The organism is Micromonospora sp. NPDC003816 (genome assembly GCF_042874705.1).
Classification (GTDB): domain Bacteria; phylum Actinomycetota; class Actinomycetes; order Mycobacteriales; family Micromonosporaceae; genus Micromonospora.
The window spans coordinates 133,222-157,092 of sequence record NZ_JBIANP010000012.1 but is presented as its reverse complement, the minus strand read 5'-3'; the positions used below and the strand labels follow the sequence as shown (position 1 = coordinate 157,092).

22 protein-coding genes are annotated in these 23,871 nt (G+C 72.2%); 12 read left to right on the top strand and 10 right to left on the bottom strand.

Annotated elements, in window-relative coordinates:
* The 7 genes from ACFYTT_RS27320 to ACFYTT_RS27290 form a co-directional block, all read right to left on the bottom strand.
* A partial coding sequence (locus ACFYTT_RS27320) for a glutamine synthetase beta-grasp domain-containing protein (RefSeq protein ID WP_387263404.1) occupies window positions 1–188 on the bottom strand: 188 nt, incomplete at its 3' end.
* Window positions 189–396: 208 nt separating this feature from the next.
* Complete coding sequence (gene wecB, locus ACFYTT_RS27315; protein WP_387263392.1) at window positions 397–1,569, bottom strand: non-hydrolyzing UDP-N-acetylglucosamine 2-epimerase; 1,173 nt, start codon at window positions 1,567–1,569, stop codon at window positions 397–399.
* 3 nt (window positions 1,570–1,572) lie between these two features.
* Window positions 1,573–2,430: a choice-of-anchor P family protein gene (locus ACFYTT_RS27310; protein WP_131056403.1), complete on the bottom strand. Its 858-nt coding sequence runs from the start codon at window positions 2,428–2,430 to the stop codon at window positions 1,573–1,575.
* Window positions 2,418–3,998, bottom strand: a complete 1,581-nt coding sequence (locus ACFYTT_RS27305) for a glycosyltransferase family 2 protein (protein WP_387263389.1) — start codon at window positions 3,996–3,998, stop codon at window positions 2,418–2,420. Before ACFYTT_RS27305 ends, ACFYTT_RS27310 begins: the two co-directional genes overlap by 13 nt.
* Complete coding sequence (locus ACFYTT_RS27300) at window positions 3,988–4,542, bottom strand: hypothetical protein (RefSeq protein ID WP_131056399.1); 555 nt, start codon at window positions 4,540–4,542, stop codon at window positions 3,988–3,990. The genes ACFYTT_RS27305 and ACFYTT_RS27300 overlap by 11 nt, the downstream gene beginning before the upstream one ends.
* Window positions 4,539–4,682, bottom strand: a complete 144-nt coding sequence (locus tag ACFYTT_RS27295; RefSeq protein ID WP_161595048.1) for a hypothetical protein — start codon at window positions 4,680–4,682, stop codon at window positions 4,539–4,541. Before ACFYTT_RS27295 ends, ACFYTT_RS27300 begins: the two co-directional genes overlap by 4 nt.
* 301 nt (window positions 4,683–4,983) lie before the next feature.
* A complete protein-coding gene (locus ACFYTT_RS27290) occupies window positions 4,984–6,039 on the bottom strand; it encodes a GDP-mannose 4,6-dehydratase (protein WP_387263385.1) in 1,056 nt (351 codons plus the stop codon).
* A 236-nt stretch (window positions 6,040–6,275) separates the two neighbouring features.
* On the opposite strand from ACFYTT_RS27290, the gene ACFYTT_RS27285 reads away from it, so the two are divergent.
* From ACFYTT_RS27285 to ACFYTT_RS27235, 11 genes are read left to right on the top strand one after another with little or no spacing between them, the layout of a single operon-like run.
* Window positions 6,276–7,313: a sugar transferase gene (locus ACFYTT_RS27285; RefSeq protein WP_131057589.1), complete on the top strand. Its 1,038-nt coding sequence runs from the start codon at window positions 6,276–6,278 to the stop codon at window positions 7,311–7,313.
* Window positions 7,306–8,865 (top strand): lipopolysaccharide biosynthesis protein, encoded by a 1,560-nt coding sequence (locus ACFYTT_RS27280; RefSeq protein ID WP_387263382.1) that lies wholly within the window; start codon window positions 7,306–7,308, stop codon window positions 8,863–8,865. The genes ACFYTT_RS27285 and ACFYTT_RS27280 overlap by 8 nt, the downstream gene beginning before the upstream one ends.
* Window positions 8,862–9,710, top strand: coding sequence for a class I SAM-dependent methyltransferase (locus ACFYTT_RS27275; RefSeq protein WP_176094946.1), 849 nt, complete (start codon window positions 8,862–8,864; stop codon window positions 9,708–9,710). Before ACFYTT_RS27280 ends, ACFYTT_RS27275 begins: the two co-directional genes overlap by 4 nt.
* Entirely contained in the window at window positions 9,710–10,564 is an 855-nt protein-coding gene (locus ACFYTT_RS27270) for a class I SAM-dependent methyltransferase (protein ID WP_131052940.1), read from the top strand. Before ACFYTT_RS27275 ends, ACFYTT_RS27270 begins: the two co-directional genes overlap by 1 nt.
* The gene (locus ACFYTT_RS27265) at window positions 10,561–11,904 is read left to right on the top strand and encodes a glycosyltransferase family 2 protein (protein WP_387263379.1); all 1,344 of its coding nucleotides are present in this window, start codon (window positions 10,561–10,563) and stop codon (window positions 11,902–11,904) included. Before ACFYTT_RS27270 ends, ACFYTT_RS27265 begins: the two co-directional genes overlap by 4 nt.
* Window positions 11,897–13,057 (top strand): glycosyltransferase, encoded by a 1,161-nt coding sequence (locus tag ACFYTT_RS27260; RefSeq protein ID WP_176094502.1) that lies wholly within the window; start codon window positions 11,897–11,899, stop codon window positions 13,055–13,057. The genes ACFYTT_RS27265 and ACFYTT_RS27260 overlap by 8 nt, the downstream gene beginning before the upstream one ends.
* The gene (locus ACFYTT_RS27255) at window positions 13,054–14,355 is read left to right on the top strand and encodes an O-antigen ligase family protein (protein ID WP_387263376.1); all 1,302 of its coding nucleotides are present in this window, start codon (window positions 13,054–13,056) and stop codon (window positions 14,353–14,355) included. Before ACFYTT_RS27260 ends, ACFYTT_RS27255 begins: the two co-directional genes overlap by 4 nt.
* Window positions 14,355–15,296: a glycosyltransferase family 2 protein gene (locus tag ACFYTT_RS27250; protein ID WP_176094500.1), complete on the top strand. Its 942-nt coding sequence runs from the start codon at window positions 14,355–14,357 to the stop codon at window positions 15,294–15,296. The genes ACFYTT_RS27255 and ACFYTT_RS27250 overlap by 1 nt, the downstream gene beginning before the upstream one ends.
* Window positions 15,296–16,510 (top strand): glycosyltransferase family 4 protein, encoded by a 1,215-nt coding sequence (locus ACFYTT_RS27245; RefSeq protein ID WP_176094499.1) that lies wholly within the window; start codon window positions 15,296–15,298, stop codon window positions 16,508–16,510. Before ACFYTT_RS27250 ends, ACFYTT_RS27245 begins: the two co-directional genes overlap by 1 nt.
* A complete protein-coding gene (locus tag ACFYTT_RS27240) occupies window positions 16,510–18,438 on the top strand; it encodes a hypothetical protein (protein WP_387263372.1) in 1,929 nt (642 codons plus the stop codon). Before ACFYTT_RS27245 ends, ACFYTT_RS27240 begins: the two co-directional genes overlap by 1 nt.
* A gap of 32 nt (window positions 18,439–18,470) precedes the next feature.
* On the top strand, window positions 18,471–19,325 hold the full coding sequence (locus tag ACFYTT_RS27235) for a TylF/MycF family methyltransferase (protein WP_131052933.1): 855 nt from the start codon (window positions 18,471–18,473) through the stop codon (window positions 19,323–19,325).
* 5 nt (window positions 19,326–19,330) lie between these two features.
* Here ACFYTT_RS27235 and ACFYTT_RS27230 read toward each other — a convergent pair whose 3' ends face one another.
* Entirely contained in the window at window positions 19,331–20,365 is a 1,035-nt protein-coding gene (locus ACFYTT_RS27230) for an LCP family protein (protein ID WP_387263369.1), read from the bottom strand.
* Between the two features lie 665 nt (window positions 20,366–21,030).
* Between ACFYTT_RS27230 and ACFYTT_RS27225 the strand changes: the two genes are divergently transcribed.
* The gene (locus tag ACFYTT_RS27225) at window positions 21,031–22,038 is read left to right on the top strand and encodes a hypothetical protein (protein ID WP_176094496.1); all 1,008 of its coding nucleotides are present in this window, start codon (window positions 21,031–21,033) and stop codon (window positions 22,036–22,038) included.
* Window positions 22,039–22,084: 46 nt separating this feature from the next.
* Here the strand turns inward: ACFYTT_RS27225 and ACFYTT_RS27220 are convergent, their stop codons facing one another.
* Both ACFYTT_RS27220 and ACFYTT_RS27215 read right to left on the bottom strand, forming a co-directional pair.
* A complete protein-coding gene (locus ACFYTT_RS27220) occupies window positions 22,085–22,927 on the bottom strand; it encodes a carbohydrate ABC transporter permease (protein WP_131052930.1) in 843 nt (280 codons plus the stop codon).
* Window positions 22,917–23,864 carry a sugar ABC transporter permease gene (locus tag ACFYTT_RS27215; protein WP_357216762.1) on the bottom strand — a complete coding sequence of 316 codons (948 nt, stop codon included), beginning with the start codon at window positions 23,862–23,864 and terminating at the stop codon, window positions 22,917–22,919. Before ACFYTT_RS27215 ends, ACFYTT_RS27220 begins: the two co-directional genes overlap by 11 nt.
* Window positions 23,865–23,871: the final 7 nt, after the last annotated feature.

The following is a 23,871-nucleotide window of genomic DNA, read 5'->3' as shown; positions in this document are numbered from 1 at the left end:
CCGTCGAACGCGAGACCATCAGTGAAGAAGTTGTCGTCGACAGACTCCACCGGCAGATTGAAATGCTGCATCACACCCGGCAGGTCACAGAAACGAACATCGACGAACTTCACGTCCTCGGTCGCCAGATAGCGCGGAAGCTCCTGCGGGTCGGTGAACATGGAGTCCTCCCACGGTGGTCCGGACATCGGCCAGGTCGGCGGCCTGACCTGCGCGGTCGGCGAGCCGTCACCTGACGGTACGACGACGTGCGGCGTCACGTCGGCCATCCGCCCGGCTTCGCCCGGGCTCAGCCGGTCACGGCGCTACTGGGCCGGTCACGGCGCTGCCGGGCCGGTCGCCGTCAACGGGCCGGTCACGGCGACGCCTGCGGGCCGGTCGTTCGACGGGTACGACTCAGACCCGGGTGGTACGCGGCGCGACGGCCGGGGGCCGACGGCGCGGGTACGGGGCATCCGGCAGGCCCAGCAGGGCGGTGATCGCCCGCCCGCAGCGCCGGGCGGCGTGGCCGTCGCCGAAGGCCCGGCTCTGCCTGGCCGGTGTCGGGTGGTCGAGCCGGTCGCGCACCGCGCGGACGATCCGGTCGGGGTCGGTGCCGACCAGGTCGCCCAGGTGCTGCGCGACGATCTCCGGCCGTTCGGTCGCGGCCCGGGTCACCACGACGGGTACGCCGAGGCTGGCGGCCTCCTCCTGCAGGCCCCCGGAGTCGGTGACGACCACCCGGGCGGCGCGGAGCAGGCCGATCATGTCGGGGTAGGGGAGCGGGTGCAGGAGGCGGACGTTCGACGCGCCCTCGACGCCGGCCCGCACCTGTGCGGCCAGGTGCGGGTTCGGATGGGTGATGAGGGCCAGCTCGACGTCGGTGTGTGTCGCGGTGACCCGGGTCAGCGCCCGCAGCACCTGGCTGATCCCGGTGCCCCAGTTCTCCCGCCGGTGCGCGGTCGCCACGATCAGTCGACGATCGGGGTCCACCCAGGACGGTACGCGGGCCAGGCCCTCGCGGAGCAGGGTGTGCACGGCGTCCACCACGGTGTTGCCGGTGACCACGACGCGGTCGGCGGGTACTCCCTCGGCCAGCAGGTTGTCCCGTGCGGTGGTGGTCGGGGCCAGGTGCAGCGCGGCGATCCGGGCGAGCATGGCCCGGTTGGCCTCCTCGGGGAAGGGCTGCGTGAGGTCGTGGCTGCGGAGGCCGGCTTCCAGATGGATCACCGGTATCCGGTTCCAGAAGGCCACCAGCCCGCCGACCAGCGCGGTGGTGGTGTCCCCGTGCACCACCACCGCGTCCGGCCGGTGGAGGGCGAACAGGCCCTCCACGGCGGTGCTCAACCCGGCGGCGAGTTCGGCGAGCGTGCCGGTGTCCCGGGCGACGCTCAGGGTGGCTGTGGCGTGGAGCCGGAACGGCGCCAACGCCTCGTCCACCCGGCCGGGTTGCTGGCCGGTGTCGACCACCGTCACCGTCAGGCGTGGGTCGTGACAGAGCAGGCGCACCACTGGCGCGATCTTGACACCCTCGGGACGGGTGCCGGCCAGGACCATGATCTGGCGGGGCCCCACTCTGTCACGACCCATCGGTCAGCTCCGGCGCGCGGCGCGGTGACGGCGCAGGAAGAAGCCACCGGCGCCGGCGACGACCGCGCCGAGACCGAGGGCGACCGGAGCGCCGGCCAGCGGGATCACCGGGATGGGCGGCGCCACGGCGTTGACGCCGCAGCTGGAGGTGCCGATGACCACCGAGGCGAGCGCGCCGCCCAGGGCGGACAGGTCCAGGGCGGTGACCGTCAGTTGCCCGGTCGTCGAGCTGGTCTGGCCGTTCAGGGTCAGGTTCAGCAGCCCCGGAACGCTCAACCCGGTGTTGGGCGCCGGGTTGGCGGGCAGGCTGAGCAGCGTCGTCGGGATGCCCAGCAGGGTCGAGACGATGCGCGCGTTGACCAGGGTCGCCGAGCCGCTCGCCGACGGGCTGCTGGTCGCGGTGCACTCGGAGTAGATGGCGTCCGCCACGAGGCTGATCGTGGCGAGCCCGTTGGTGCCCAGCGTGAGGGTCACCTCGGAGCCGGGGGTCACGATGCACGAGCCGCCGGCCCCGATGGTGATGGCGCCACCGGCACCGAGCACGCCGGCACAGGCGGCGGAGGTGCCGTCGTTGTAGGCGCGGACGGACTGCCCGAGCACACCGGCGGTGATGACGGTCTGACCGCCGAGCACGGCCAGCGGCGGGTTCGTGTTGCCCGAGATCGACTCCGTGGTGCCGTCGTTGGTGGCGCTCGCGGTGCCGGAACTCGCCAGACCGCCTCCGACGAGGCTGATCTGCAGTGCGGAGGCGCTGGACTGCGAGGTGTCGGCCATCGCTGGCGACGCAACGGCCAGGGCCATCACCAGACCACCGGCGATCGCCGTCGCAGCCCGGGCGACGCCGGACCTTACTTTGTGCATGTGAGATCTCTCTTTCTGCTTCTGACGGTGACGTCGGGGCGGTCGAACGGGGTGGGCTGCACCGGGGGTTGCGGCACGGAGACCGTGCCGCGCGGGCGGTAGTGCGGGCGCCGAACGGTGGCGGTGCCAATGGCGGTGCCGGAGCCCGTGACAGGGCCGGCGGCCGTGACAGGGCCGGCGGTCCTGGCAGAGCCCGTGCCGGTGGCGGCGGGTGCCTTTGGGGCGGCCACGTCGTCGGGGGCCGGGGTCTGGTCGGCGTCGCGGGCGGTCTTCTGCCACTCCGAGCGGGAGGTGAGCATCCGGGCGAAGGCGAACCAGACGGCCACCGACTGCACGTAGCTGTAGAGCCAGTGGCTGACCCCGAGGCCGAGCGCGGCGGAGACGGAGAGGTGTGGTTCGGAGCGGTTGCGGTAGACCAGGCCCCAGATCGCGAAGGGCAGGACCCCGAAGACCACGATCAGCGGCAGTACGCCCCAACCACCCGCCGTCCACCAACCCGTCAGGCCGCCCGGTGTCCGGGAGACGTACCAGCCGAGGACGGCGAGGCAGCCGAGGTAGACCGGGGTGCCGAGAAGCTGGAACCACGGTGCCGCGAGGAAGTGGGCGATCTCCAGGGTGGCCGAGTTGCTGACCCGCCGGGAGTGCAGCACGGCGGCGAGATAACGACCGCACTGCATCGAGCCCTGGGCCCAGCGGGTCCGCTGACGGATCAGGGGCCGGATCCTGGTCAGCGCCTCCTGGGCGACCCAGCTCTCCGCGCAGTACTCGGTGCGGCTGCCCTGGAGCAGGATGTGCAGGCCGAGTTCGAAGTCCTCCAGCAGGGCCCCGTGCCAGGGTGTGCCGTGCTCGGCGGCGAGCTGCTTGAGCAGCGACACCCGGGTGAACTGGCCGTTGCCGCCCATCGCCACGCTCGCGGTGTAGCGGCGCAGCGACTGCATCGCGGCGATCGGCGCCCGGAACTCCATGTCCTGCAACCGGACCAGCAACCGGGCCAGGCGGCCCATTCCAGCGGTCGGGCGGGCGCACTGGATCATGCGGACCTCGACCTGGACGGCGGCGACCGCGGTGGAGCCGAAGTAGCGCGGGCCGGCGAGCGCGGAACGGCACCGGGGGTCCAGGTAGCTGTCGGCGTCGAGGACACCGAGGATGACCCGTTCCGGGTCGACGTCCGCCGGCAGGTGGCGTTCGATCGTCTGCCACGCGGCGTTCAGCGCCGCGCCCTTGCCCAGGACGGCGTCGGGCAACCGGCGGGAGACGACCCGGACGCGGGGATCGCCGGAGAAGGACTGCAGGACGGCGTCGGTTCCGTCGTCGGACGCGTCGTCGACACACCAGACCGTGACGTCCGGCAGGTCACGCAGCAGCCGGTGCAGGGTGTCCGCGATGACGCTGGCCTCGTTGCGGCACGGGATGACGATGTGCCAGTCGAAGCCGGTGTGGTCGCCGCCCTGGGAGCGCGGGGTCCGCAGGTGCAGCACCAGGATGCTCAGCACGTACGCGCAGAAGTAGACGCAGAGCAGGAACGCCGCCGTGTTCAGGACGGCCAGGGACTGGATCTCAACGGGCACCGGCGGACCTCCGTACCCGGCCGCCGCGTCCCACCAGGAAGAGGAAGACGATGGCGACGGCGATCAGCCCGACGGTGCTGATCGCCGAGCCGATCAGGACATGGCTGCGCTGGTAGCCGACCTCGAAGCCCCACAGCCGCATCGAGGCGACGACGGCGGCGAGGCGCATCTGGTTGACCACCACGAGCAGCCCGACGGCGAGTGCCACCGCGACCAGGCCCCGGGTCAGGGTCACCCGCCGGAAGCCGACCAGCAGTGCGGCCAGCACGAACGGCGGTATCAGCAACAGCGCCACCGAACATCCGGTGGAGACCAGGAAACCGACCCAGCGCTGGTCCAGCGGGAAGATGACGGCCGCGCCGATGGAGTCGGTGTCGGCGAGCCCGATCGCGGCGACGAGCCGCGCGTTCAGCCACGCCTCGACCACTGCCACGTCGTGCCACCGCTTGAGCAGCAGGGCGCCCAGGGCGACGCCGCAGACGGCGCCGAGCGCCGCCTGCAGCCAGCTCGCCACGGTGGACCGGGTGGTCGGCCGGTCGTTCATCTGGGTCGGCTCACGAAGGTGGCGAGCCACAGGGCGGCACCGAGCAGGACCAGCCCGATCCCCACGAGCAGCCAGGACTGAATCGCCACTCCGGTCGTCGCGAGACCTCCGCCGATCGCCGGACCTTTCGTCGGGTACATCCGCCGTCACCTCTCCGTTGGAACGCTGCCCCCAAGCGGGCCAAAGCGAACATATCGGACAGAACCGTACGTAGCGGATGTTCCTTGAACGTGACGAAAGCTCGGGACCGGCACGGGCTCCGGGCCCGATCGGCGGGGTGTGCGAAGCGGCCCGGGTCGGCGGCGCCGGGCGGCTGGGCCGGGGCAGCGCGAAGCGCCCGGCCACCGGCCGGCCGGTCGGGCCGCGCGGACGCGGGCCGACCGGCCCGGCCGGGCGCCGGGCGCTACGAGGTGACGGAGATCGGTGAGGTGGTGCGGAAGGTCAGTGGCCGACGCCCACCGGCTGGCCCTGGCGAGGCTGGTAGCTGCGCGGGGCGCCGGTACGCCGCCGCCGTGCCTCCCGCACGGTCAGCTGGACTCCCTCGGTCAGCCCGATGGTCGGACGCCAGCCCAGTTGGGTGAGGGCCTTGCTGCTGTCCAGCGCCATCCGGCGCACCTCCTGCGGGTGTGGATGCGGCGCGTAGTGCGGGTCGCAGTCCGCGCCGACCACCGAGCAGACCAGCTCGAAGAGGTCGTTGACGGTGGTCTCCCGGCCGGTGGCGATGTTGACCAGCCCCGCACCCGGGTAGTGGCAGGCGCGGGCCACCGCGTCGGCCACGTCCACGATGTGCACGTAGTCGCGGGTCTGCTGGCCGTCGCCGTAGATGGTGGGCGGTTGGCCGTTGAGCAGGGCCTCGGTCATCAGCGCCACCACGCTGGTGCCGCCTCCGGTCGGGCGCGGTCCGTAGACGTTGCCGAAGGCCAGGGCGGTGTACGACATGCCGTGTTCGCGCCGGTACCAGTCCAGGTAGCAGATCCCGACGGCCTTGCTGATGCCGTACGGGCTGGTGGCCGCCAGCGGCCGGTCCTCCCGGATCGGCAGGGCGTCCGAGGAGACGTTGCCGTAGATGGCGCTGCTCGCCGCGTGTACGAACAGCCGAACTCCGCTCCGGGCGCAGGCGTCCAGCACGTTGATCGTCCCGAAGGTGTTCACGTCGGCGTCGAACAGCGGCGACTCCCGGGCGGCCTGGAGGCTGCCCTGACCGGCGAGGTGCACCACGACCTCGGGCCTCCATTCGTGGATCACGTCGACTGCCTCGGCGGTGCGGATGTCACCCCGCAGGACATCCGACTGTGACAGCCCGCCGTACGCGGCGTCGGCGAGGTTCTCGACCCGACCGGTCGAGAAGTCGTCGAGCACTTTGACGTGGATACCCATCAGCATCAGGCGTGCGACGACGTGACTTCCGATGAATCCGGCTCCACCGGTCACCAGCACGCGATTGGGAACCGAGCTGCCTTGCGCGGATGGCTCGGCTCCGTTCAGCGGAACTTCCATCGTGAACTCCTTGGCGGCGGGGTGGTCAGTTCTGGTGGGCATCGGCGGTGTGACCAGCCAATTCCCTACTATCAGCGGGATCATTCTGACATATCACCCGCAAAGGGATGTCGATTACCATAAACGAAAAAGCTTTGTTTTGCGGCAAATGAACTGTTTATGCTGCTGAATCGTTCATAGTGCTGTCGAGGGCATTCAGGGGGAGCGCTCCGCCGCGTGGCGAGGAGGAAAGCCACATGGAGAAACCGTCGGTCGCCGTCCCGTTCGACGAGGACCTGCGAACGGTGGCCCCGGAGCCGGTACGCCGACACGGCCGTGAGTTCCTGCTCAATGGTCATCGACGCGGCTCAGGGCAACATGCGGCACCACCGGCACGCGGTCGCGTCCGCGCGCTGGTGATCGAACCGGTGGAGACACCCGCGCGGCCGGACCGCCTCAACGACGAGTTCGACGTCGTCCTGCGGCTGCCCGTACCCGCCGACGTCGAGCAGCTCACCGCGGTCCTCCGGCGACTGCGGCCCAAACTCCTGCTGCTCAAGAACTCGCTGGACAGCATCGACGAGCCGATCGTGGCCGCCTGCCAGCAACTGGGCGTGGAGATCCTGGTGCTGGCGCGGCCGGTCTACGGGCTGCTGCCCACGCCCAGCCTGCGGCGCTTCGGCGGGCTGCCCTGGATCCGACTCCGGTCGGGACCGCACCGCCGCACCGGTGAACGCGTCAAGCGCTACCTCGACCTCGGCGTCATCGCGCTCAGCGCGATCCTGGTGCTCCCGCTGATCCTCGCCATCACCGTCGTCGTCTCGTTCACCGGGCCACCGTTCTATCGCCAGCAACGCGTCGGTGCGGGCGGGCGACTCTTCTCCATGGTCAAGTTCCGCACCATGCGACCCGGGGCGGAACGCGAGACCGGGCCGGTGCTCGCCCAGCCGGACGACCCCCGGATCACCCGCGTCGGCCGCCTGCTGCGGCGTACCCGCCTGGACGAACTGCCGCAACTGTGGAACGTCGTACGCGGGGACATGAGCCTGGTCGGTCCCCGTCCGGAGCGGCCCGAGTTCATCGCCGAGTTCCGGCAGTTGCCGTACTACGACCTGCGCCACCTGGTCCGGCCCGGACTCACCGGGCTCGCCCAGCTCACCGGTGGCTACGCCGCCACGGTCGAGGAGAAGCTGCGCTGCGACCTGCTCTATCTCAACTGTCGATCGCTGCGGGTGGACCTGACCCTGCTGGCGCTGACCGCCCTGGAGTTGGTCCGGGGATTCCCTCGTGGCTAGCGCGGCCGGCACGGTCGGCGCACGCCTGACCCGCAACACGCTGAGCATGCTGGGCGCCCGGATCGTCATGGCGCTGGCCGGCCTGGTCTCGTTGCCCGTCGTCTATCAGCACCTCGGGCCGGAGGCGTTCGGCGTCTGGGTGCTGCTGACCGGACTGCTCGCCGTCGTCGCCCTCTTCGACCTCGGGCTCGGCTCGGCGCTGGTCCGGGAGGTGGCGGCGGCCGAGACCGAGGCCGGACCCTCCGACGTGCTGCGGCGGCTGCTCGGTCTCGGTCTGACCTGGGGGCTCGTCCTGGGCGGGCTCACCTTCGCCGCCCTCGCCGCCGGCTGGCCCTGGATCGCCCACCTGCTGCGGCTCGGCGAACTGACCCGCGACGCGTGGCACGCCACCCTGTGGCTGCTGCTCGGCGTGGTGGCCGGCGGCGTGGAACTGCCCTGGCGGGCGGTCCTTGAAGGCGTCCAGCGGTACGGCGCGCTCGCCCTGGTGAACGCCGTGACGGCGGTCCTCGGCGCGGTGCTCACGATCGCGGTGGTCCGCCTCGGTGGCGGTCTGGTCGCGCTCGCCGCCGCCGCCGCGTCCACCGGCGCGATCCGGACGATCCTGCTCGCCGCCGCCGCGTACCACCGGCACCGCGACCTGACGCCCCGCTGGGGCCGCCTGGCCGGACCCGACCTGCGCCGGGTCGGCGGGTACGGCCTGCGGGTCCAGGTGTCCAGCGGCGCCGCCGCGGTGAACGTGGAACTCGACCGGCTGGTGCTCGGCGGATTCTTCGGCCCGGCCGTCGCCGGTGACGCCGACCTCGGCACCCGCCTGCTCAACCTGCTGCGCCTGCCGCCCGGCTTCGCGTTGCTGGTGCTCTTTCCCGCGGCCGTGCGACGCGCGGTCACCGGCGGGCGGGCCTGGCTCGACACCTTCTACCTGACCACGGTGCGGTACCTGGCCGTCTTCCTCGCACCGGCCGGAGCGGCGCTGATGGTCAGCGCCGACCCGCTGGTGCGGCTCTGGCTCGGACACCCGGTCTCCTGGGCGGGGGCGACCATCGCCATCCTCGCCCCGGCGTACGCGCTCAACCTGATCATGGGTGCGGCCACCATCGTCGCCCGGGTCGAGGGTCGTCCCGGCCTCGAGACCCGCTACGTCCTGCTGTCGGTCGTGCTCAACGTGGCGCTGACCGTACCGCTGCTGATGCTCGCCGGCCCGCTCGGCGTGCCGACCGCGACGGCGCTCGCGGTGGTGCTCGCCACCGGGTACTTCCTGGCCCACTTCCACCGGGCCACGGGGCGTCCGATCCGGCCGGTGCTGCGCACGCTCTGGCCGCCGATCGCCGCCGCGACCGTGGCGGGCCTCGCCACCGCCGCACTGCTCGGGCATCTGCCGGACGGGCCGGGACGGTCCGGCGCGGCGCTCGCCGTGGCCACCCGCGCCGGCCTGACCCTGACGTTCGCCGCCGCGCTGCTCGTCGGCGGCGGATACCTGAGCACCGACGAGCGGGCCCGGCTGCGCACGCTCGCCCGGCGGGCTCGCGCGCTGACCCCGGGAGTACGCCGATGAGCCTCGACGTCCGCCCCACGGCCTGCCTCAACTGCGGCGACGACCACCCGCACCGGGGTGACCTGGACGGCGTGCTGCGCCGCTGCTCCGGCTGTGGACTCGGTTGGACCGTGCCCGACCCGCACGCCGCTCCGGCCCGCTACGACCTGGACTACTTCACCGGCGGCGGCTACGAGGACTACTTCCTGGCCGCGCCCCGCCGGTTCGAGGCGGGGCGGCGGTTGCGGTGGTTGTCGTCGGTGGTGGGGCCGTCGGTGTTGGTGGAGGCGGGGTGTGCGGGTGGTTATTTCCTGGAGGCGGCGCGGGGTGCCGGTTTCACGGTGACGGGGGTGGAGGTGTCTCGGGTGGCGGCGGCGTTTGCCGTGGATCACCTGGGTGTGCCGGTGCGGCAGGGGTATTTCGAGCAGGTCGCGCCGTCGTTGCGGGCGGATGTGGTGTGTGCGTGGCATGTGTTGGAGCACGTGGATGATCCGCGTCGGTTCCTGCGGGCGGCGCGGCAGGTGTTGACGCCGGGTGGGTGGTTGGCGTTGGAGGTGCCGAACATCGCCTCGCCCGCCGCCGCCCGCCTCGGTCACCGCTGGCCCGGCCTGCAACCGGAGTACCACCCCTGGCACTTCACCCCGACCTCGTTGACCAGGCTCCTGGCCGCCACCGGATTCGAGGTGGTCCGGCAGGACACCACGGTCTTCCGGTTCTACATGCCCGTCGCATACCGGATGCGACACGCGCGGCGGCTGCTGCCGCCGGACCTGATCACCCTGCGCTCGCCGCGCCTGACCCATCGGTGGCGGGGAGACCTCCTGCGGGTGATCGCCCGCAGACCGCGCGACGGACGGAACGGCTGATGAAGCTCAGAGACGACGAACTGACCACCTGCGCGTTGTGCGGCCGGGACGGGCACGCCGCCCCGGCGCTCGACGGAGTGCTGCGCCGCTGCACCGACTGCGACTTCCGGTGGACCGCGGAGGCCGCCCCGCCTCCCGACGAACTGTACGACGAGGACTACTACCTGACCGGCGGCTACCAGGACTACTTCGCCTCCGGCCGGCAGCGCCGGTTCGAGGCGGGGCGGCGGTTGCGGTGGTTGTCGTCGGTGGTGGGGCCGTCGGTGTTGGTGGAGGCGGGGTGTGCGGGTGGTTATTTCCTGGAGGCGGCGCGGGGTGCCGGTTTCACGGTGACGGGGGTGGAGGTGTCTCGGGTGGCGGCGGCGTTTGCCGTGGATCACCTGGGTGTGCCGGTGCGGCAGGGGTATTTCGAGCAGGTCGCGCCGTCGTTGCGGGCGGATGTGGTGTGTGCGTGGCATGTGTTGGAGCACGTGGATGATCCGCGTCGGTTCCTGCGGGCGGCGCGGCAGGTGTTGACGCCGGGTGGGTGGTTGGCGTTGGAGGTGCCGAACATCGCCTCGGCCGCTTCCGGTCGTCTCGGTCACGGCTGGCCCGGCCTGCAACCGGAGTACCACCGCTGGCACTTCACCCCGGCCACCCTGACCCGGATGCTGCGCCAGACCGGCTTCGAGGTCGTCTCGTACGACACGGTCTTCTCCCGGTTCTACTGGCGGCCGATGGCGCGCCTGCGGCAGGCCCGGGACCTGCTCGTCGCCGACGTCGCGGCCAGCCGCTCGCCCCGGATGCGCCACCCGCTCCTCGGCGACCTGCTGCGCGTATTCGCCCGTCGCGACGCCTCGGGGGTGACCCGATGAGCCCCGAGCCCCGCCACCGGGACGCACCGCCGTCCCTCTCCATCCTGCTGACCAGTTGGAACACCCGGGAGCAGACCCGGCAGTGTCTGGAGTCGCTGGCCGCGACCGTGCCACCGGACCTCGACTACGAGGTGGTGGCGGTGGACAACGCCTCCCGCGACGGCTCGGCCGACCTGCTCGCCCGCTCGCCGCGCGTACACCTGATCCGCAACGCCCGCAACGTCGGCTTCGCCGCCGCCGTCAACCAGGCGTACCGGCAGGCGCGCGGCGAGCTGATCCTGCTGCTCAACAGCGACGTCGCCTTCCACCCCGGCGCACTGTCCACCATGGTGACGTTCCTGCGGGACCGGCCCGAGGCGGCCGGTGTCAGCCCGCTCTACCTCAACCCGGACGGCACCTTCCAGCAGCACTACGTGCAGCAGCCCAGTTTCCCGGCGTCGATGGCCCTGGTCACCGCGCTGCGTCGGGTCCCCGGTTTCCGGCAGGCGCTGCACACCTTCCAGATGCGCGGCCAGGACTTCAGCCGCCCCCGACGGCTGGCCTCGGGCAGTTGCATGCTGCTGCGCCGCGCCGCACTGCCCGCGCACCACATCTTCGACGAGCGGTTCCCGGTCTACTGGAACGACGCCATCCTCGCCCGGCAACTCGACCGGGCGGGCCAGCAGTTGTGGATGCTCCCGGACGCCGTGGTGACCCACGTCCGGGGCGCCTCCTGCCGGCTCCTCGGCCCGGCCATCCGCTTCCGCCACCTGCTCGGCAGCCTCGTCGGCTATCTGCGGCTGACCCAGCCCGGTCACCGGGTCGCACTGTTCCGGCTGGTCGTCCTCATCGACCACGCGGTGAAGCGGATCTGCGGACGCCACGTCCAGCTCACCCTCGCCGACCTGCGGGCCGCCCTGCGGGGCGACGTCGGCCCGCTGCCGGACGGCGACATCCGGGACTGGCTGATCGTCTTCACCCGCACCCCCTCCACGGCGGAGGCCGACCAGTCGGTGATCACCGAGTCGCTGCTCGACGACCCGGACCGGCGCCTGCTGCTGGTCGACCCACCGGCGCCCCGCCCACGCTGGCGCAGCCGGATCACCCCCATCGACGACGCCGCCTGGCACCTCACCCCGCCGACCCCGCTGCCCTTCGGCGCACGGTGGCGGACCGCCGACACGGTCAACCGGCGCTTCGCCGCCGCCGCCGTACGACGGTGGCTGGACCGCCAGGCCGGTGCCCGGCTGCTCCGGCTCGACGACGACTCGGCCCGACCCGTGCTCGGCCGCGTCGGTGAGGACGAGGTGCTGCCGGCCGCCCGGCGGGTACCGGTCAGACAGCGGGCCGGTCGTGACTGACCTGGGCAGCCGGGAATCCCGGACCGCCCCGCCCGACGCGGCGGGGGCCGCCGCCGACTGGGTGGTCTACTTCAGCGCCACGCCCTGGCACGGCGGCGCGCACCGGCAGCACGCCCTGGCGCGGCAGCTCGCCACCGGATACCGGGTGCTGTTCGTGGACCCGCCGGGGCTCCGGGTGCGGACCGGCACCACCGTGCGTCGGGTCGAGCCCGCCGTCTGGCACGCCGTGGCGCCCACCCCGGTCCCGTTCGGCCGGCACCTGCCGACGGCCAACGCGGTCAACCGGCGGGTGGCGGTGGCCGCGCTGCGGCGCTGGCTGCGCCACGACCCGGCGGGCGTACGACTGGTCTGGCTGGACGAGGACCTGGCCGCGCCCTGCGCCGACCGGCTCGACGCCGCCGCCGTGGTCTACGACGCGACCGACCTGGACTGGACCTTCACCCGCCGGTGGAACCGGCACCACCTGCGCCGCAGCCTGGACCGGGCGGTCGCCGCCGCCGACCTGGTGCTGGCCTCCTCGGCCGCCCTGCCGACCCGGATGCCGGCCGGTCGACACGCGCCGGTGGTGCTGCCCAACGCCTGCGACCCGGAGCACTTCGCCCCGCAGGGACCGACCGTGCCCCGCCCGGTCGCGGCGTCCCGGCCGCTGATCGGGTACTGCGGTGCCGTCGACACCCGGGCCTTCGACGCCGACCTGGTCGCCACCGTGGCCCGGGCCCACCCCGACTGGACGTTCCTGCTGATCGGCCCGAGCACCGCCGCCGGTCGGGCGCCCCTGGCCGGCCTGGCCAACGTGCTGCTCACCGGCCCGATCCCGTACGCCGACCTGCCGGCGACGCTGCGCGCCTGCGACGTGACGGTGATCCCGTACCGGATCGGCGGGCTGGTGGACTACGTGCACCCGAAGAAGTGCTACGAGTACCTGGCGCTCGGCAAGCCGGTGGTCGCGACACCGCTGCCGGCGTTGACCGCGCTGACCGACGTGGTCCGCCTCGCCGCCGGTCCCGACGAGTTCGCCAGGGCGATCGCCGGGGCGTTGACCGACGCGACCGCCCCGGACCAGCTCGCCCGCCGCCGCGCGGTGGCGACCGCGAACAGTTGGGCCGCCCGGGGCGAGCACCTGCACCGACTGCTCGCGGGGCTGGCCCGGTGAACCGGGTCGTGGTCGGAGTGGGCGTGGCCACCGTCGGGGCCGCGCTCGGCACCGCCGTCTCGCTGGCCACCATGCTGCCCGGGATCATGGCGTTGGCCGCCACCGGTGCGCTGGTCTTCCTCGCCGTCTTCCTGCTCTGGCCGTGGACCGTACTGCCGGTGGGGATCGTCGGCGGCGCGGTGGCCGGCGGCCTGGTCGGCGGGGGAGACGTCCGCACGTACGTGGCGGCGCACCTGCTGCTGCTGGCCGTCGGCGCGACCGCCCTGCTGATCCGCTACGCCTTCGGCATCGGCCGGGGCGGCCGGCGGACCGCCGCCGACACCGGCATGCTGATGGTGATCGGGCTGACCGTCGCCGCCGCCTGCTACGGCCTCGCCATCGGCAACCTGCCCACCGAGGTCGTCGTCGCCGGATACCAGATCGCGATCCTCCCGCTCTATTTCTTCCTGGCCACGCACACCCTCATCACGGATCGCCGGCTGGTCGCCGCCGGGCTGCTCTACGTCGGTGTCGTGGCGGTCCTGGCCGCCATCTCGATGACCGTCCCCGGTCGGCACGGCGGGCTGCTCACCCTGCTCGCCGTCCCGCCCCTGATCTGGTACGCCGGGCGGGCCCGGGGCTGGCGCCGGGTGGCCTCGGTGCTGCTCGCCGGCTTCTTCACCATCGACGTGGTGCTCGCCTCGTACCGGGGCATCTGGCTCGCCGCCGGGGTGACCCTGCTCGTCATGCTGGTCTTCGGCGGCCGGGCGGTCCGCACCGGACTGGCCGCCACCGCCGCCACCGGCTGCGTCGTCGCCGCGCTGCTGGCACTCGATCCCGGCGTACGCGAGCGCGCGCAGGAGATCGCCACCGGGCTCGAACAGTCCGCCGGTTACCGCGCCTCGGAGTCCGTCGTCGGGCTGGACGTCTTCGCCCAGCGGCCGGTCCTCGGCGCCGGGCTCGGACAGTCCACCACCGACGTCTACCTGGCCGACTTCGCCCTCACCGACGTCGGCCCGGTCTACCACGCCTTCTACGTCACGTTGCTGGCCAACGTCGGCCTGCTCGGGCTGGCCCTGGTGCTCTGGCCGGTGCTGCGCGGCATCCGGTCCGGGATCGCCGACCGGGACGGCGCGGCCCTGCCGTTCGCGGCCCTGTGCTGTGGCTTCCTCGGCGCGGCGATCTTCGCCGCCCCCACCGACGGGCACTGGGAACTCGGGCTGCTGCCCGCGCTGGCGCTGCTGACCGTCCGCACACGCCGGACCCGGGATCCCGGGCTGCTGCCCTCGCCCACGCGGATCCCCGAGGCGGTGTCGTGATGGTCGACGCGACGGCGATCGTGGTGACGTACAACTCGGCGGGGCAGATCGCCGCCGCGCTCACCGCGCTGCGGCAGGCCGGCCTGCCGGTCCGGCTGGTCGACAACGGCTCCACCGACCGGACCGTCGCGCTGGTCCGGTCCGAATTCCCCGAGGTCACGGTCGTGTCCGGCCAGGGCAACGTGGGCTTCGCCGCCGCCGTCAACCGGGCCGCCTGCGGTGTCCGCAGCGAGGTGCTGCTGCTGGTCAACCCGGACTGCGTGGTGCCACCGGAGACCGCGCGGGCCCTGGTCGGTGCGGTGCTGGGCCGCCCGGACGTCGGCGTCGCCGGGCCACGACTGCACGACGCCGCCGGCCGGGTGGCGGTCAGCGCGCATCCGTTCGAGACGCTCGGCACGGTGGTGGCCAGCCGGTTCGGCGGGCCGCTGGTGCCGGCGCAGGTACGCCGGTGGCTGGGCGGACGGCACCGCCGGGCGGCGTACGAGGCGTGTCAGCGCGGCGCCGAACCCACCCCGGTCGACTGGGTCTCGGGCGCGTGCCTCGCTGTGCGGACCAGCCTCTTCACCGCCGTCGGCGGGCTCGACGAGGCGTACTTCATGTACTACGAGGACGAGGAACTCTGTCTCCAGGCCCGCCGTCGCGGTGCCGAGGTGCTCTATCTGCCGTCGGTGGCCGCGATCCACAGCGGCGGGGCGAGCAGCAGCGACCCGGCCTGGATCTGGCCGCACCTCTACCGCAGCATGCTGGTGTTCTTCAGCCGTCACCGACCCCGGTCACGACAGGCCGTCCGGGCCGTCGTCCTGCTCCGGGCGCTGCTGGGAGTGGCCCTGGCCACCGTACGGCTGTCCCTGCAACCACGGGCCGGCATCGCGCGGATGCGGGCCTGGACCCGGGTGGGCCGGATCGCGGTCACCCGTCTCCACATCGGAGGAAACCACTGATGCACGTACTGATCACGGTCGTCGGAGCGCGCACCGAGCACTGGATCGACCTGTTCGACTCGCTCTGCGAGCGACCCGACCTGCGGCTCACCGTGCTGGCGGCCGACGTGTCACCGACCACCCGCCGGGAGTTCGAGCGCCTGGAGCGGCGGCACCCCGGCTTCCGGGCGCAGATCCTGCCGCACCGGCTGGGGGAGGGCCGGACCGGTCACATGGCCTCGGTCATGTTCCGCTTCGGCGGCCGCAGCGGACCGCCGGTGTCGCCGCCGCCGGACGTGGTGCACATCATCGGCGAGGCCGCGTACCTGTCGACCTGGCAGGTCCTGCGGATGTGCCGCCGGCACTGGCCGACGGTGCCCACGACGTTGTACGCCGCGCAGAACGTGGTGATCCGCTTCCCCATGCCGTTCCCGGTCCTGGAGCGGTACGCGTACCGCCGGGTCGACATGGTCCTGCCGATCACCCCGGCGGCCCGGCAGGTGCTGCAGGTCAAGGGTTACCGGGGCGCGGTCACGACCGTCCCCCTGGGCGTGGACACCAGGATCTTCCGCCCCCGACCCGAGCCGGACACCACCCGGCCCTTCACGGTCGGCTTCGTGGGCCGGTTCGAGGCGCACAAGGGTGTGCTGGACCTGCTGCGCGCGGCCGAACTCGTCGACTGCGACGTGGTGCTGGTCGGCGAGGGCAGCCTGGACGACGACGTGGACCGGGCCGCGCGACGCCGTCCCGGGCGGGTCCGGCGGTACGGCTGGACCGGCCACACCGAGCTGCCCGACGTGCTGGCGCAGACGAGCGTGCTGGTGCTGCCCGCGCTGGAGATCGTGCAGCGCAACGTGCTGCCGTGGGTCGGCATCCCGCTGCGCGAACAGTTCGGCCGGGTGCTGGTCGAGGCGATGGCCAGCGGCGTCCCGGTGATCGGCAGCGACGTCGGCGAGATCCCGTACGTCGTCGGCGACGCCGGGCTGATCTTTCCCGCCGGGGACGTGACCGCGCTCGCCGACCGGCTCGGCCGGCTGCGCGACGACCCGGCGACCGCCCGCGAGCTGTCCGAGGCCGGGCTGCGCCGGGCGACCGAGGAGTTCGCCTGGGACCGGATCGCCGACCGGCTGGACCGGGTCTGGCGACAACTGCACGAGGAACGAATGTCCATACCCGTCCCGGCGCGAGCCGGTCAGAAGGTCCGCGACGACGCGGACCGAGAGGTGGCCGCGTGATGCGTACCGTCGACTTCAACGACCTGCTGGACACCGCCCGGCGGCGGATCGCCCTGCCGCTGCTCGGTCTGCTCGCCGGGCTGGCGGCGGCCCAGGCGGTGTCGCCGCTGCTGCCGGCCCGGTACGAGGCGCACGCCTCCGTCCTGGTGGTGGCCGACACCCCCGAGGGCGACCGCCCGGCGGAGATGAGCCTCGCGCTCGCCCAGAACCTGGCACCCACCGTCGCCAAGCTGATCGGCTCGCGGGAGGTGGCCGTCGCCGCCGCCGGCCGCCTGGGTCTGCCCGAGGAGGCGGTCACCGGCAACGTGCACGGCACGTTCGAACCCGGCCTCCAGATCGTCACGGTACGGGCCGACGCGGCCTCCGCCGGCCGGGCCGCCGCAATCGCGAACGCCGTCAGCCAGGCCATGGGCGAGCAGTTGGAACGCCTGAAGCTGGGCGGCGACACGGTGGTCACCACGCGGGTGGTGGACACCGCCAGCGTGCCGACCCGGCCCGCGTTCCCCAAGCCGCTGCTCAACAGCGCCCTGGGCGCGCTCGTCGGCCTGCTCGCCGGCTGGGGGGCGACGGTGCTGCGCGACCGCTTCGACCGCCGGCTGCGCGACATCGCGCAGATGGAGTCCCGCCTCGGCCTGCCGGTCGTCGGCGGCCTCCCGCACCTGCCGAAGCGGTTCGCCCGCCACCACGCCGCCGCGCTGTTCGCCCGGCGGGAGATCGCCACCTCGACCCGGGCCACAGTTTCGGCACTCAGTGTGCTCACCACCTCGTCCCGACGCCGCCTGCTGGTCACCAGCGCGCACGACGACGACGGTGCCACGCTGGTCAGCGCCCTGCTCGGGCTGGCCATGGCGGCCGAGCGACGCAAGGTCACCGTGATCGACGCGGCGGTCCGCGACCCCGCCCTGGCCGGACACTTCCCGGACGCCTCGTTCACCTGGCAGCAGGTCCGGACCGGACAGCACGCCCCGGTGCCGACGCCCGACCTGCCGACGCTGACGGTCCTGCCGACCGAGCCACGGGAGAGCCTGACCACCGTGCACGCGCGGGAACTCGGCCAGTTGCTCGACGTCCTGGCGGACACCGAGGACTGCGTGATCGTGCACGCGCCACCGGTGCTGGCCGGGTGCGACACCGCGACCCTCGCCGACCACGTCGACGGGGTGCTGCTCGTGGTGGCGGCCGGACAGACGAACCTGACCGAGGCGGCGCGGGCGGCCCGGCTGGTGCGCCGCCTGAACCTGCCGCTGGCGGGCATCGTCGCCGTCGGGGCGATCGACCGGGTCGGCCGTCCCGGTACCGACGAGGTGACGCCGACGACCCTGCCGGGCAGCACGAGCCTGCGGCCCGTACGGCGGGTGCCGTCGGGCGCGCACCGGGTCCGCGAGGTGCCCTCGGGCGGGGTGCACCGGGCCCGGGAACTACCGCCGGTGTCCCCGGCGGGTCCGTCGACGTCGCCCGAGCCGGCCCGGACCGGCCCGCCGCCCGGCGGTGACCAGACCGTACCCGTCGAGGTGGTCACCGACGTGCGCCCGACGCCCGCCCGCGTCGACCACCTCACCCCGGCACCCGCCCGCGTCGACCACCTCACGCCGGCGCCACCCCGACAGGCTCACCCGGACGTCGCGGTCACGGCCCGTTGGCGCTCGGGGCCGCCCTCACCGATCGACGACGTGGCGCCCTGGTCCACCCCGCTGGTGGCGGGCGGACGCGAAGCGGTCGGTTCGGCCCTGGGCCGACCGTTGGCACCGCGCGCGGAGACGTCCGGACGGGTCCACCGGTCCGCCTCGGCGGCACCGATCGAGCCCGCGCCGTTGCGCCGTCCGGCGGACTCGCCGGTGGCCCCGCAGTACGTCCGTGGCGAACCGGTCTCCGACCTCGACCACCACCGACACACCACACCCGACGGTCCCCGCTGGCCGTCCAACTGAACCCGCACCGAGTACCGATCAAGGAGTAACCGATGAGCGAGACGCTCACCCACCTGCCGTCCACTCTCAGCGACCCGCGGGCGTTGTACTGCGACCTGCTGAAGAAGGCGCTGACCCGATACGTCTTCCAGGAGACGTGGATGCCCTACCAGCCCCGGGCGGCGTCGCTGCACGGCCGGGTGTACGCCCGGTACAAGCACCTGCTGCAACGGCGCGGCCTGGAACTGGTGCTGAAGTTCCCGTTCGACGCCGACGCGCGGGCCAACGGTCGGGACTGGCCGCCGGAGGCGGACACGATGATCGGCCTGCGCCGGCTCGACAACCTGGAGCGGTGCCTGCGGGACGTGCTGGCACAGGACGTACCGGGTGACCTGATCGAGACCGGGGTGTGGCGTGGCGGCGCGGTCATCTTCATGCGCGGCATGTTGCAGGCGTACGGCGACCAGAGCCGATCGGTCTGGGTGGCGGACTCGTTCCGTGGCCTGCCCAAGCCGGAGGCGCACCGCACCGAGGACGTCGAGGACGCGCTCTGGACGCAGCCGTTCCTCGCCGTCTCACTCGACCAGGTCAAGAACAACTTCCGCCGGTACGGGCTCCTCGACGACCGGGTGCACTTCCTGCCCGGATGGTTCAAGGACACCCTGCCCACCGCGCCGGTCGAGCGGCTCTCGCTCATCCGGCTCGACGGCGACCTGTACGACTCGACCATGGTCGCGCTGCGCAGCCTCTACCCGAAGCTCTCCGTCGGCGGATACGTCATCGTGGACGACTACCACGCGGTACGCGGCTGCAAGCAGGCCGTCGACGACTTCCGGGCCGAGCACGGCATCACCGACGAGCTGCACCAGGTCGACTGGACCTGCCGGTACTGGCAGCGGACGAGGTGAACCGCTCAGTTCGGCGCTGACGTGGCGGACCGGCTCGCGAACCACTCGTCGAGCCGGTCCTCACGTACCGCCGCGAACAGGGCGGCGGACCGCTCCTCGTCCAGCAGCACCGACGAGCCGGCCGGGGTGGTCAGGTCGGTGTCGGCGGCGGGGACGGTGACGAACCGCAGGGACGACGCCGAGATCCGCCGGACCGCCAGCACCAGCTCGGTGAGGTCGAGGTCCTGGTCCACGGTCAACGACTCCGCCGTGGTGGTCAGCACCCGGTCCAGTCGGGCCGGATCGGTGAGCAGGTTCTCCGAGGTGACCTTCTCCACGATGGCCCGTACCACGAACTGCTGGTTCTTGATCCGACCGAAGTCGCCGCCGGGCACGTGGTGCCGCTGCCGCATCAGGTCGTCGGTGTTGCGCCCGTCGAGCTGATTGCAGCCGATCGGCCACCGGGTGGCGGTGTCGGTGGAGAGCACCTCGTACGGCAGGCAGACCGTGATGCCGCCGATCGCGTCGACGATCCGCCGGACTGCGGCGAAGTTGGCCACCAACACACCGTCGATGGTCACGCCGGTGAGCCGGTGCACGGTCTCGGCCGCCAACGAGGCGCCGCCGAACGCCAGCGCCGCATTGATCTTGTTCTTGCCTCCGGCCCAGCTGCCCTCCCGCGCCGGAACGTCGACGTAGCTGTCCCGGGGAATCGACACCACCGTGGCGGCGTCGCGCGTGGCGTTCAGGTGCACCAGCATGATGGTGTCCGACCGCTGCCCCGGGTAGAGGCCCTGGTCCGGCTCGCCGTCACGCGAGTCCGAGCCGAGCAGCAGCAGGTTCAGCGGCCCCTCGGCCCACCGCTCGTCGTCGCGGGGCGCGGTGCCTCGACCGAGGATGTCCTCCCGCTGCACCCGGCCCTCGTACCGGTGCTTGAGGCCGACGCCGAGCGTCACCAGCCCGACGCAGGCGACCCCGAGCAGCGCGACCAGGGCGATCGTGGCCTTCTGCCACTCCGCCAGCCGTCGTCGGATGCTCGCCGGTGCGATGTCGTTCGTCATGTCGATCAGCGCTTTCTCGTCTCCGGTCCGGGCTCGCGCCGACGCGGCGACCGTCCGTCGGCCGCCCTACGGCGGACCACTTGATCTAGCAATTATCTCCCAAATGGTGTATATCGGTGCAAAAGCCGCAATCCTGCGGCGGTGATCGCGACGCGCCGTGGCGAGGTGGGCGCGGGTGTGGCGCGGACGCGGGCTTGGGCTTGGGCTTGGACGAGAGTGCGTGGTGGCGGCGGGCTGCCGGCGGTCGACCTGACCCCCCTCGGTCCCTTTGCTCTGCTTACGCGGACGCAACGGCCGGGATGCCGCAAGGGGGCCGTTGCGTGGGTTGAAGCAGAGCAAAGGGGCCGAGGGGGGGCAGGGGTCGGCGGCGGCGGGATGAGGGCCGGCGGCGGGACAAGAGGACGGCGGGGGAGAAGGTGGCGGGGACCGGGACGGCGAATGCGGGCGGCGGGGAGCGTCGGGCGCTCGCGGACTCGCCGTGCTAATTCGTATTAGCGTCTTGACCGCCGGGTAACCACACGCGCAGACTCATCGATCACATGAACCGGTTCGGGGCGAGTATTCGCAGCGTATCGGCTGCTCGCCGTGGGTGACTGGCGTCCGCTGACCCGTCCCGCCCGGTCCCGTCCCCCTGCCCCCGTCGTCCATCCTGAACGGAGGGAACGATGACCCGTACCCCTGAGAGCCCCTTCACCCGACGCACGCTGCTGCGCGGTGTGGCGGCGGCCGGTCTCGCGACCGCGACCACCGGCGCCGGCCTCGCCGTCACGTCCGCACCGGCCGCCGCCGCACCCGCCGGTTTCCCCAACTACCGGTACGTCCGGGACGCGCTGCCGGCGTCGTTGCGCTACAACCCGACCCGGGAGTTCATCTTCCCGTGCGTCCGTGGCGTCTACGACAAGGTCAGCAACTATCTCGGCCGCTACTACCTCTACTATGCGCCGCACGACGCGCCGGGCGGCATCTGCCTCGCCTACGCCAACCGGCTCGAAGGCCCCTACACCGAGTATTCCGGCAATCCGGTCATCGACCGGGTGCTGCCGACCACGACGGTGAGCCACGTGTCGTCCCCGCACGTCATCTGGGACGCCCCGACGCGGCAGTTCTACCTGTACTTCCACGGCGAGAACTTCACCACCCGGGTGGCCCGCTCCACCGACGGCGTCCGGTTCACCGACGAGACCCCGATCCTGTCGACCAGGCTGGTGCCGAACACCACCGAGACCTCGTACGCGCGGGTCTTCGAGCACTCGGTGGCGGGCAAGGGCAACCGCTACGTGATGGTCTTCATGGGTGCCCACACCATCGGACCCGGCACCCGGAAGATCTTCTGGGGCTGGTCGCCGAACGGCTGGAGCGGTTGGCAGTTCGCGCCGAACCCGCTGGTGTCGCCCGCCGGCGACGGCCTCACCGACATCTCCGCGCCGCACCTGCTCAAGCGCAACGGCACGGCGTACCTGGCGTACCACGGCAACAACGGCAACATGTACCTCACCGAGGTCGGCAACAACTTCGACCGCGAGGTGCACCTCGGCGTCTTCCACCGGCCGATCGCCTCGGACAACGGTCGGGTGGCGTCACCGGCGTTCGGCACCGACGGCGGCGTGTCGTACATGCTCTACGAGGCCGGACCCCGCCTGAACGCCCGCATCTGCGTGGCCCGCGAGGTCTAGGGACACCGCCGACCGGCCCTTCGCGGGCCGGTCGGCGGGATACCGCTCAGCCCTTGAGGCCGGTGTGCGCCAGGCCCTCGACGAACTGCTTCTGCGCGATCACGAAGACCACCAGCACCGGCAGCGCCGTCATCGACGCCGCCGCGAGCTGCACGTCCCACATCGGACCGCCGTACGCGTCGACGAACTGGGTGAGCGCCTGCGGCAGGGTGAACTTCTCCGGTGTGGAGAGGAACACGATCGGTTCCAGGTAGAGGTTCCAGCTGTGCAGGAAGGTGAAGATGGCGACCGCGCCCAGCGCGGGCCGGGACAGCGGCAGCGCGATCCGCCAGAACGTGGCGAACCGGCCCAGCCCGTCGACCCGGGCCGCCTCCTCCAACTCCCCGGGCAGGGCGAGGAAGAACTGCCGCATGATGAACGTCGCCAGCACGCTCGGCGCGCCGAGGATCGGCACCAGGATCAGCGGCCAGTGCGTGTCGATCAGCCCGAGCCGGAAGAACATCTGGAACAACGGCACGATCGTCACCTCGCTCGGGATGAGCAACCCGGCGAGGACGACCAGGAACAACACGTTCTGGCCACGGAAGCGGATGCGCGCGAAGGCGTACCCGGCCAGGGCCGCCACCGCCAGCGTGCCGACGGTGACCACCAGCGCGATGTAGAGGCTGTTGAGGTACTGCTGCCCGAAGGGTTGCAGGTCGAACACCCGCTGATAGGCGTCGAGCCGCGGATCGACCGGCAACAGTTGCGGCGGGAAGGCGAAGATGTCCGCCACCGGCTTCAGCGACGAGGTGACCATCCACCAGGTCGGGAAGACGAAGGGCACGGCCAGCACCAGCAGCGCCCCGTAGAGCACGAGCTTGGTCCGGGGCGACAGGTCACGACTCATGGAAGACCCACCTCTTGCGCATCTGCCACTGCGCCACGGTCAGCGCGAGGACGATGCCGAACAGCACGATCGACAGGGTGGCGCCGTAGCCGAAGTGGTGGAACTGGAACGCCTGCTGGTACAGGTAGTAGACGAGCACCGTGGTCGAGGTGCCCGGACCGCCCTGGGTGAGCACCGCGATCTGGGCGAAGACCTGGAGCGAACCCACCACCGTGATGATCGAGGTGAGCAGGATCGTCGGGCTGATCAGTGGCACGGTGATCCGCCAGAACTGGCGCAGTCGGCTGGCCCCGTCCACCTCGGCCGCCTCGTACAGCTCGGCGGGCACGCCCTGGAGGGCGGCCAGGAACAGCACCATGTTCAGGCCGACGTTCTTGAACACCTGCACGACGACGACCGAGAACATGGCGGTGGCCTCGCCGCGCAGCCAGTTCGGTCCGTCGACGCCGATCGTGTCGAGCAGGCCGTTGACGCCGCCGTTGTCCTGCAACAGGAAGCCCCAGACGATCGTCCAGGCCACCAGCGACACCACGACGGGGGAGAAGAACAGCGTGCGGAACACGATCGTGCCGCGCAGCTTCTGGTTGAGCAGGACGGCCAGCAGCAGGGCCAGGGCCAGGTTGAACACCACCAGGCCGACGGAGAAGAGCCCGGTGGCCCGCAGCACCGAGCCGAGGTTCGGGTCGTCGGCGAGCGCCGCGTAGTTGTCGGTGCCGACGAAGTCGAACGTGCCGGCGAGCACGTTCCACTCGTGCAGGCTGTACCAGACGACGAGGGCCAGGGGCAGGATCACGAAGACGGCGCTGCCGAGCAACTGCGGGGCGATGAACAGGTAGCCGGTGAGGTGGTCGCGACGGCGGCCGGTCCAGAACGGCCGGGCCCGGTCCGGGGTGGACCCGGCCGTGGCCGGGTCCACCCTGGTGTCCGTACGGGTCATCGGTCGC